Source organism: Stieleria sp. (genome assembly GCF_041595215.1).
Classification (GTDB): domain Bacteria; phylum Planctomycetota; class Planctomycetia; order Pirellulales; family Pirellulaceae; genus Stieleria; species Stieleria magnilauensis.
The window spans coordinates 1-8,931 of record NZ_JBFHKV010000257.1 but is presented as its reverse complement, the minus strand read 5'-3'; the positions used below and the strand labels follow the sequence as shown (position 1 = coordinate 8,931).

The 8,931-nt window shown below is 60.4% G+C and carries 11 protein-coding genes; all 11 read right to left on the bottom strand.

The genetic code is table 11. The features are described 5' to 3' along the window. Window positions 1-96 precede the first annotated feature (96 nt). On the bottom strand, window positions 97-618 hold the full coding sequence (locus tag ABX749_RS12095) for a hypothetical protein (protein ID WP_372896208.1): 522 nt from the start codon (window positions 616-618) through the stop codon (window positions 97-99). Further along, the gene (gene gspL, locus ABX749_RS12090) at window positions 615-1,982 is read right to left on the bottom strand and encodes a type II secretion system protein GspL (RefSeq protein WP_372896207.1); all 1,368 of its coding nucleotides are present in this window, start codon (window positions 1,980-1,982) and stop codon (window positions 615-617) included. Before gspL ends, ABX749_RS12095 begins: the two co-directional genes overlap by 4 nt. After that, entirely contained in the window at window positions 1,979-2,566 is a 588-nt protein-coding gene (locus ABX749_RS12085) for a type II secretion system protein N (RefSeq protein WP_372896206.1), read from the bottom strand. The genes gspL and ABX749_RS12085 overlap by 4 nt, the downstream gene beginning before the upstream one ends. Window positions 2,567-2,602: 36 nt before the next feature. After that, a complete protein-coding gene (locus tag ABX749_RS12080; protein WP_372896205.1) occupies window positions 2,603-3,562 on the bottom strand; it encodes a hypothetical protein in 960 nt (319 codons plus the stop codon). Next, the gene (locus ABX749_RS12075) at window positions 3,552-4,127 is read right to left on the bottom strand and encodes a type II secretion system protein J (RefSeq protein WP_372896204.1); all 576 of its coding nucleotides are present in this window, start codon (window positions 4,125-4,127) and stop codon (window positions 3,552-3,554) included. The genes ABX749_RS12080 and ABX749_RS12075 overlap by 11 nt, the downstream gene beginning before the upstream one ends. Window positions 4,128-4,285: 158 nt before the next feature. Continuing rightward, window positions 4,286-4,660 (bottom strand): type II secretion system protein, encoded by a 375-nt coding sequence (locus ABX749_RS12070; protein WP_372896203.1) that lies wholly within the window; start codon window positions 4,658-4,660, stop codon window positions 4,286-4,288. Further along, on the bottom strand, window positions 4,657-5,160 hold the full coding sequence (locus ABX749_RS12065) for a type II secretion system protein (RefSeq protein ID WP_372896202.1): 504 nt from the start codon (window positions 5,158-5,160) through the stop codon (window positions 4,657-4,659). Before ABX749_RS12065 ends, ABX749_RS12070 begins: the two co-directional genes overlap by 4 nt. Next, window positions 5,157-5,612 (bottom strand): type II secretion system major pseudopilin GspG, encoded by a 456-nt coding sequence (gspG, locus tag ABX749_RS12060; RefSeq protein WP_372896201.1) that lies wholly within the window; start codon window positions 5,610-5,612, stop codon window positions 5,157-5,159. Before gspG ends, ABX749_RS12065 begins: the two co-directional genes overlap by 4 nt. An 82-nt stretch (window positions 5,613-5,694) precedes the next feature. Further along, entirely contained in the window at window positions 5,695-6,900 is a 1,206-nt protein-coding gene (locus ABX749_RS12055) for a type II secretion system F family protein (RefSeq protein ID WP_372896200.1), read from the bottom strand. Window positions 6,901-6,905: 5 nt separating this feature from the next. Then, window positions 6,906-8,546, bottom strand: coding sequence for a GspE/PulE family protein (locus ABX749_RS12050; RefSeq protein WP_372896199.1), 1,641 nt, complete (start codon window positions 8,544-8,546; stop codon window positions 6,906-6,908). Continuing rightward, window positions 8,543-8,931 (bottom strand): hypothetical protein (locus ABX749_RS12045; protein WP_372896198.1); only part of this gene is annotated, 389 nt, incomplete at its 5' end. The genes ABX749_RS12045 and ABX749_RS12050, both read right to left, overlap by 4 nt.

The following is an 8,931-nucleotide window of genomic DNA, read 5'->3' as shown; positions in this document are numbered from 1 at the left end:
CAGACGCGCCGTCGCCCGCGCAGCAGACAACACCGTTAGCCGCAATCGATCGCTACGAACTCCGTTTCGACGCATTCCATTTCCACCGAGGCACTTTCACGTGTCGCTTTTCGGTGAAAAGATGATTTGGGTCAAGGTCAGCTGAGAATTCCAGGTTTCCCGCGAGCCGGATTGCCGGGGATCAAAGAGCTGCAAATCCCTCACCAGACTGCCGGTCGATTCATCCTTGAGCGCGTCACAAAAGGCGACGATCTGGGGAACCGTGGCCGCGTTGAGTTTGATTTCGACCCGCCGAAGTTTGAAATCCGTCTGACCAATCCGCTGCGGTTGGTTGGGGGTTTGGTTTGACAGCAAATCGGAGGACAGATTGGCTTGCTTGAGCGCCGCGTTGATGCGATCCAAGATTTGATTGGGTTCTTCCAGCTCCAACGCCGCGACGCGGGGCGCGTCGGCGACCCGTTCGATCTCGTCCAGCTTTTGACGCAGCTCGTGTAAGTCTTGGCGATCCAGCTGCAGCCGGCTCGCCGCCGACCACGTGTTCATGACACTCGACGCGGCGTAGAGTCCCAACAGCACGATGGCTGCGGCGGCGATCAATCGTTTCGTCGTAACAGTCACGATTCGACTCCTTCCTCCGCCCGATTCGCGGGCGGATTCCAAACGGCCGAGAGGGTCGATTGGTAAGTCGGAATCGGCTCGTCCTTGCTGGGATCGATCTGCTCGGCGGCCGGTGGCGTGACGTCGAACCCGATCGTTTCGAGCGACTTGGCGATGGTCCCGATTTGGACGGCGTCGACGACGCGCACGGTCAAGGAGCAGACGCCATCGACGATCTTCAAATCCATCAAACGCAGCCGCACGCCGCCGACACGTTGCGCGTGTTCCAGACCGCGGTACAGATCCTTGAGCACGCGCGTCGCGGGAACCGGCAGCTTGATCGCATCGCCCCGACCGCGCGAACCGAGCGTCTTGCTGTGTTCGCCCCGTACGGTTCGCATCAACATCACGGGAACGCGTCGCCCCGGATAGGCTTCGGCGAACACGGCGCGCTGTTGCTGTCGAACCGATTCGGATTCGGCGGCCAGCCGATTGCCGCGATACCAGGCCGCGATCGAGAGGATCAGAAAGCAACACGTCGCCGCCACCGCGAGCTTGCGTAGGGGGCCGGCGACGGCGAACAGCGGATCGCTCGGTGCCAAGTCACCACGCCGCAAGTCGGGCCAACGCCCCCAACGACCGCCGAGTGCAAGCCCCGCACCTTCGGCGGCCAGACGTGCGGCATCGCGATCACACCATTGGACTCGGCCGCGCGGTTGAAACGTCAATTCACTTCGGCCGACAATGACGGTCCTTTCTGATGCGTCGACTTGGTCCGCGACGGTGGCTTGATGTCGACGAAGTTCATCATCGGCGTCATAGAACTGCCGCCAGCGATACACCCCGCCGCCGTCGACCGACAACGATTCGGCCGATGTCGAGGCGAAGATCAACAAGGTGAACGGAGACTTTTCGGCGTCGCTGCGGTAGAAGGCTCTGGCGATCAGGAACGCCGTCGGCAGAATCGAAACGACTTCGATCCCCGCCGCTTCAAGCGCGTCGACCGTCGGTTGATGCCGGCGGGTTTCGATTGCGACCGCAGCGATTTGCCCCGATGCGGCACGGACAAAATAGTCCGCGACCATCGATTCGGCGTCGAGCGGAAAATGGCGTTCCAGTTCAAACGTGACGGCGCTACGGTCTTTGGCGTCGATCGAATCGGGCAGTTCATCGCAGACGAAAAAGCACTCGCCGCTGGGCACGCCGAGCACACATCGTTTGTCGGCCCCTTTGACCGAGTCGCACAGATGGGCGAACCGTTCGGCGACAACTTTCGGCGGCGTTTCGGCGGCGAGTTCGGTTTGTTCGAAGCCGACTTGAAGGAACCATCCTGATTCGGTGCGCGCGATCAAGCCACCGCCATCGATGCAGAACCGATCGCTCATCGAGCCGGTCTCCGGTTCGGCCGATCGGGCTTGCCGCCGCCGCTGGACTGAAACGACGATTTCAATCGCAACGTCGACTCCGTTCCGCGAACCTCCAGCGTGACCTTCTCTGAATCGATCTTTCGAACCAATACGCCCGGCGGTGACAGCTCGACGACTTCGCCCGCACCACGGATGTCGGTCTTGCCGGACGCATCGGTCAGGATCGCAACGCTTTGATCGGAGTCGATGATCGTTCCGGTCAGCGTCCAATCCAGACGCGGCGCTTTGACCGCCGGCGGATTGCGGACGACCACGGGTTTCGGTTGAGGTTTGGGTTTGGGCGGAGGTGGCTTGGGCGGGTCGTAGAGGGGCTGTTGCAGTTTCAACGCCAAGTCGATCTGGGCTGCCGCTTCGACAGTCGGCGACTCCTGCTGCGGTGGGTCGACCGCGGTTTTCTTGCCGGGCTGCGATCCGCGTGTGGCGTCGAATTGCCGACCGGGTGAATCAATACCGCCGAGCGACCAGACGATTCCCACCGCTGCAACGGCCAGGCAGCCTGCAGTCAACGCGGTGATCAATCGTCGTTGGGCGGTCAAATCCATCCTTCAGCAATCTCTCTCGTTCAACTGCGAGGTCATTCAAAAAGAAAAGCGTTCGTTGAGCGTCAAACCGTCATCGGTCGTTCGCATCACCGAAAAGGTCCGCATGCTTCCACGGGCCACTGCGGAGGCATCGATCCAAAGCGAAAAGTGCGTGCTGGTCTCGGATAACATTCTAAGCAGCCGAAGACGTTCGGTTTCCGTTTTCCCTTCTTGCTGGACCAAAATCGCCAGTGACGTGGTCGGATTGTCTTTGTATCGGCTGGCCAGCCGGCGGGCTCCAGCATCGGATAAAACGCAGGCCGCGGCGGCTTGGATCGATGTCTCCGAGGCCCGACGGAGATTCAGCCCGCCGCCACCCCAGCACGTGATGTCGCCGCTCACCGACGGCAGGGCGGCGTCCGATCCGATACTCGCGGAAAGCCTGGACAGATCAAATACCTCTCCCCAGCTTCGAAAGGCACGGGGGATTTCCGTCATCGGCTGATCCGATTCCTCCTCGGATCCGTCGTCGGCCGCCGACTCCAGCAGCGCGTCGGTAATCGGCCGGGTGGCGGGTAACAGACGCACCGCCCGCGCGGCGACCGGCCCGAGCACTTCACCCAGGGTCGTCTCCGTCCGCCGCTGACCGGTCATGTGGTAAACCTGATTCAAGTTCAACTTGGCATCTTCGTCGGCCAGAACCACGTCAAAGGTCACGCCGCCGATCGTCACCGCGCCGCGAATCTGCCTGGGAAAAGGACTCGCTGCGCCCGGCGATTCTGCCATCGCATCGGCTTGTTCTTCCAGTTGATCAAAGACCTTGCCGGCTTGCGGCAACAGAACGCGTTCAATCGACTCGGCACCAAGCCGCTGTTGCAGACGAACCTGCGCGTCGGCCGCGGCGAGCGCACGGCGCAGGCTGAGCTTGGAGAGCGTCGCCAGCACGGTGACCATCAACACCATCACGGCCAGCACCGCCAGCAGCACGTATCCCGAGCGACCTCGTTCAGTCCGCATGATGGTCGATCACCTCGTTGAACAAGACTCGACCTTGTGCGTCCCGACCGGCGATGCGAAAGCGACTGGGCATCGGCAGCAGCCCACCGGTCATGTCGGGTATGGGGGTTTCCGCATCGAACTCGTCATACGTTTCGAAGTCGAAGGCACCGAAATCGATCCAGCACAGATCACGCTGACCACCTGCGCGACGAATCAACAATCGTCGCGTTCCGATCGTCGCCTGCGTATAACGGATCATACCCGGCACCTGTTGTGGCGAAACGTAACCCGACAGAATCAACGTGTCGGTGCCGGCGGCGATGCCTCGCGCGTTGATCAAATCGTTGCGCAAACGATCGGCCAGAATCCCGGCGGCGACATGATCAATTTGTTCGCGACGCAATTGAGTGGACTGCGTCGAGACCGACGCCACGATGCCCAACAAGCCGACCATCATCAACGACGCCAGCACCAGCGCGACGATCATTTCGATCAAGGTGAAGGCGTCGGCCGCGGAGCGTGGATGGCCTGACGTCTGGCGACGGCAGCTACACAGCGGCACACACTCCAACGGAACGGGCATCACCAAAAAAGGATTCCGCAACCGTTGGTGTCTAGCCTTCAGGCGACTCCCGGTCGCTGCGATGCAGCGACAGGGGGCGGCTAAAGCCTGCACACCAACCCCTCCGCCCGTGCCATTAGGCGGGCACTCCTTTGCCGATCTTTGATTACGTCGCATCATCATGGAACGCCCGCCGGTTTGACCAGATCGACCGTGACCAACGGCGTTGATGCGGCACCGAGTTCCACGATTTCAAACCGCACGACCCGCATCTCAACGGTCGCCAAGACTGTGCTTCCGATCAGCGAGGTTTGCCAAACCCAATCGCCCTTGCCGGCCACCGCGCCGCGTGTGCCGATCGGTAATCCGCCTTGCTGTGCCGAGAGTTCGTGCACCAATCGATCGGCGATTCGGGTGGCTTCGAGTCGCTTCTCGGCCATCGAGAGTTGTTTGCGATGCCGCGAAAACGCGAGCAGCGATGCAACCAGCACCGAGCCCATCAGCGCTAACGCGACGATGATTTCCAGTAGCGTGAATGCACGTCGACGGTTCATCGCATCCCCAATGCCAGATCGACTGCCATGTCGTTGAAATCGTCAACGACCTGTCCGCTTCCCCCGACGAAGAAGATCCAGCGCCGCGTGTCACCGGTGGCCAGTCGCAGCGCATAGCTGGGCGACGAACCGTCAGCGTTTGCGATGATTTGGGCACCTGCTGCCGACCTTTGCACGGGGCCGAACCGAATCGCATCGATGGAAACTTGTCGCGGCAAGGTGTACGTTCTTGATGGATTCCCCGACGGATCAACGGTCAGCCGGCCGCGCCCACGGTCGATGACACCGGCGACTTGGCGGCGCTGGTCGCGTGCGGAGCGACGCAGCGCGGTATCAAATTGCTCGATGACTTCGACGGCTCGCCCGAGACGTTGCCTGGCGATCACGCCGCGGACCGACAATGTCGCCAGCGAAGCGATCACCGCCATCAGTACCAACACGACCACCAGTTCGATGAGGGAGAAACCGGATTCCAACGTCTCTGCGGAACGACCCCTCATTCTTCCAACATCGCGCTGGAGAAATCGGCGTCCTCTCCGTCACCTCCTTCACGTCCATCGGCACCCAGACTGACCACTTCGACGCCCTCTTCGCTGACGAAGTACAGGTAGGGGTTCTTCCAAGGATCGACGGGCATCTTGGTCAGGAAACCTTCCGGCCAGGTTTCCGTTTCCTCCCTTAGAATCTCCAGCCCTTCGTCTTCGGTGGGATAACGTCCCTGATCAATGCGAAAGGTTTCCAGTGCGTTCATGATCGTGGCGATTTCTGCTTTGACCGCGTTCTTGCGCGAGTTGACCAAATAGCCGCGCGTGCGAACGGCGACCAACCCGGCCAACATGCCCAGAATCACCATCACGACGATCAACTCGACGAGGGAGAAGCCGCGTCGGATGGTCCGCGAAGGGTTCCGATACTGATGCGGATCTCTTTGTTTGGTGCATGCCGGCAACATTACCATCGCAACCTCCCTCCCCGCGTCGTCGTAAACGCCTCCGCGACCCTCCCCGAGGGAGGGTGACTTCGTTTCACCCCTCTCACAAAACATTTCCAGCCTCCAGGATCGGAAGGATTGTGGCCAACAACAGAAATCCCACCATGGCGGCCAAGACGAGGATGAGAACCGGTTCGATCAACGAGGTCAGTCGTGCCGACGCCGTTTTGACTTGTTCATCATAGTCTTCGGCGAGACGGAAAAGCATTTCATCGAGTTTTCCCGACTCCTGGCCGATGGAGAACACCCGCACCGCCAGCGGGGGAAACGCCCCACTGCGTTGCAAGGCATCGGAAAGCTCTTCACCGGCGGAAATCCGACTGCCGCATTCACGCAGCGCCGATCGGAACACCGTGTTGCGGGTTGATCGCTCAGCCAACTCAAACGCTCGGGTCAATTCGACGCCGCTTCGCGAGAGCGTTCCGATGATCATCGCGATCCGAGAGACACCTTGTTTGACCAGCATCGGACCGAGAATCGGCACGCGCAACACTAGGCGATCGAAGACCTGCCTGCCCCGACGGCTTTGAAAAGCCAACGTCAAAGCAACCACGCCGACGACCAGCCCCACGATCCAAAACCAGCGATAGTCGATGAGCAAGCTGCTGAGCGACTTGGCGACCCGCGTCGGGAACGGCAGCTCATCGAGGGTCTCTTCCAGGTTCTCCAGCAGCGGCGGCAGGACGCTGGTCATCAAGAACACGCCGGCCGCGGTTCCAAAGCAAACCAGAAAGATCGGATAGACCAGCGCGGTCGTGACCGCATCGGTGAACTGGGATTGGCGTTGTTTGAATTCGGCGAGTTGCGAAAGCACTTCGTCAAGCGTCCCGGCGTTCTCCCCGACTTCGACCATCTGCACCGAAGCCTCGTCGAACAGATCGGGACGTCCGCCGAGTGCCTGGGCGAACGATTCACCCGCGGCGACTCGATCGCGAACCGCCAGCAGCGCCGCGCGAAACGATCCGTGATTCTGTTCCACGATCGTATCGAGTGCATCGAGCATCGGGATGCCGGCGTGCAACAGCATCGACAACTCTGACACGGCGGTCGCCCAATGACTCTTCGATCCGATCAGCGAAAACCGCGGCAGACGGAACTTTGATTCGCGGTGGTTGCAGGCCGAGATTTTGCGAACGTGGATGCCGCGGCCACGGAGTGAATCGCGGGCTTCGCGAGCGGTGTCGGCGCTGATCGTTCCCTGGACGGATTTGCGAGCCGCGTCGATACCGGAATAAGAAAAGACAGCCATCGGGCTCACAGCGTCGTTACGCGGAGGACTTCATCGAGCGTCGTGACGCCTTGATGGACTTTCAACAAACCGTCCATCGACAACAAGTGCATCCCCGATTGTAGCCCGGCTTCGCGGATCGCTGATGCATTGGCTCGAGTTTGCACCAATTCACGACAGGTGTCATCGATGACCAACAGTTCAAACAATCCGACCCGGCCGCGGAATCCCGTCCCACGACAGGCCTCACATCCGACCGGCTCAAACACGCCGACCAAATCCGACTGCGCCAAACCATGGGACTCCAGCAGCAGCGGGGGCACATCGGGCAACACCTCACTGCTGCGTCGTGGGCGTTTACAGTCGACGCACAACTTGCGGACCAGACGCTGGGCCAGCGAAGCGACGAGCGAGCTGCTGACCAGATAGGGCTCGATCCCCAAGTCCAACAAACGCGTCACGGCGCTGGCGGCATCGTTGGTGTGCAGCGTGCTGAACACCAGGTGACCGGTCAGCGAGGCTTGGATCGCCATGATCGCGGTTTCGGCATCACGGATCTCACCGACCATGATGATGTCGGGATCTTGCCGCAGCACGCTCCGCATGCCGGAGGCGAACGTCATCCCCTTTTTTTCATTGATCTGCGTTTGGCTGATCCCGTCCAACTGATACTCGATCGGATCTTCGAGTGTCAGGATATTCAGTTCTTCGCTATCGAGTTCCTGCAGTGCTCCGTAGAGCGTCGTGCTCTTGCCGCTGCCGGTCGGACCGGTGACCAAGATCAAGCCATGGTCACGAGCGATCAACGATGCGAAGCGTTGGAAATCATGAGCCGGCATCCCGAGTTCGGCCAGCGTGTACAGCCGCGCGCTTTTGTCCAGCAACCGAATCACGATGCGTTCGTTGTGGCTGGTCGGCAGCGACGCGATCCGCAAGTCGACCGTGCGATCACCCAATTGCACCGTCGCTCGTCCATCTTGGGGCAAGCGTTTCTCGGCGATGTTCATTTTGCCCAGCACCTTGACCCGAGACAGCACCTCTTCTTGGACAGATTTGGGAATTTCAAAGGTATCAAACAAGACGCCGTCGATACGCTTGCGCACCATCAACCGGTCTTCGTACGGTTGGATGTGAACATCCGAAGCGCCCGATTTGACCGCATCGAACAGGATGTGATTGACCAAGCGGATGATCGGCGCGCGGCCTTCGGTGTCCAGCAAGTCTTCCTTGGGACCCAAGCCGGCCAGCTGGCCCAGCAACTCGTCGCGGTCGAGCGAATCGATCACGCTTTGTGTTCGACTGGATTGATCGGAATAGGCCGCGTTGATCGCGCGCCCGATGGCGGTGGTGGTTGCCGGCAACGGACGCACACGCAACGGCCGGAGCCCGCCTTCGGGTCGTTGGGCGAGTGCGCGGGCGATGATATCCAAGTGTTCGTATCCGGCCATCGAGTCGATCGCCAACCACACGTCGTCGTCCTGCTTGCCGCGAAAGCCCATCACGCAATGCTCGCGAGCATGCGCGATCGGGATGCGGTTCTGAAAGACATCCGAGGGCTGCAGCTTTGACAGGTCTTCGGAGACCGGCATCTGAAGCCGCTCGGCGAGCTGCTCGGTCGCCTGCCTGGTGGCGGATTCGTGACGATCTTGGCTGAGCGTCTCGGTCATGTCGCTTCCGTCGGCAGGTTCTCGAGGTCCAACAGATCCTTGCCACGTCCCGACGCGCGTTTCATCTTTCGCAACAAACGCAATGAAACGTAGGGCAACCCGCCGACGACATGAACGTCCTCGAATGCGACGGACGTCGGCTCATCGTCAACGCCGGGGAGATAATCGAAAACGTCGAGGTAGCCCAAGTCCGTTCCCAGCATCATGAGTCGATGCGACCGGATGTACTGAAGATCGACTTGGACCGTTTTCTCCAGACGCGTCACCGGGTCGATGTCAACGCTGATCCAAAACGCGTTGGTCTTTGACAGTGCCGAATACAAAGCCTGCTCGGATGATTCGGTTCGATCGAAGATGATATCCGTAACTTCCGTCGCGCGAGCGT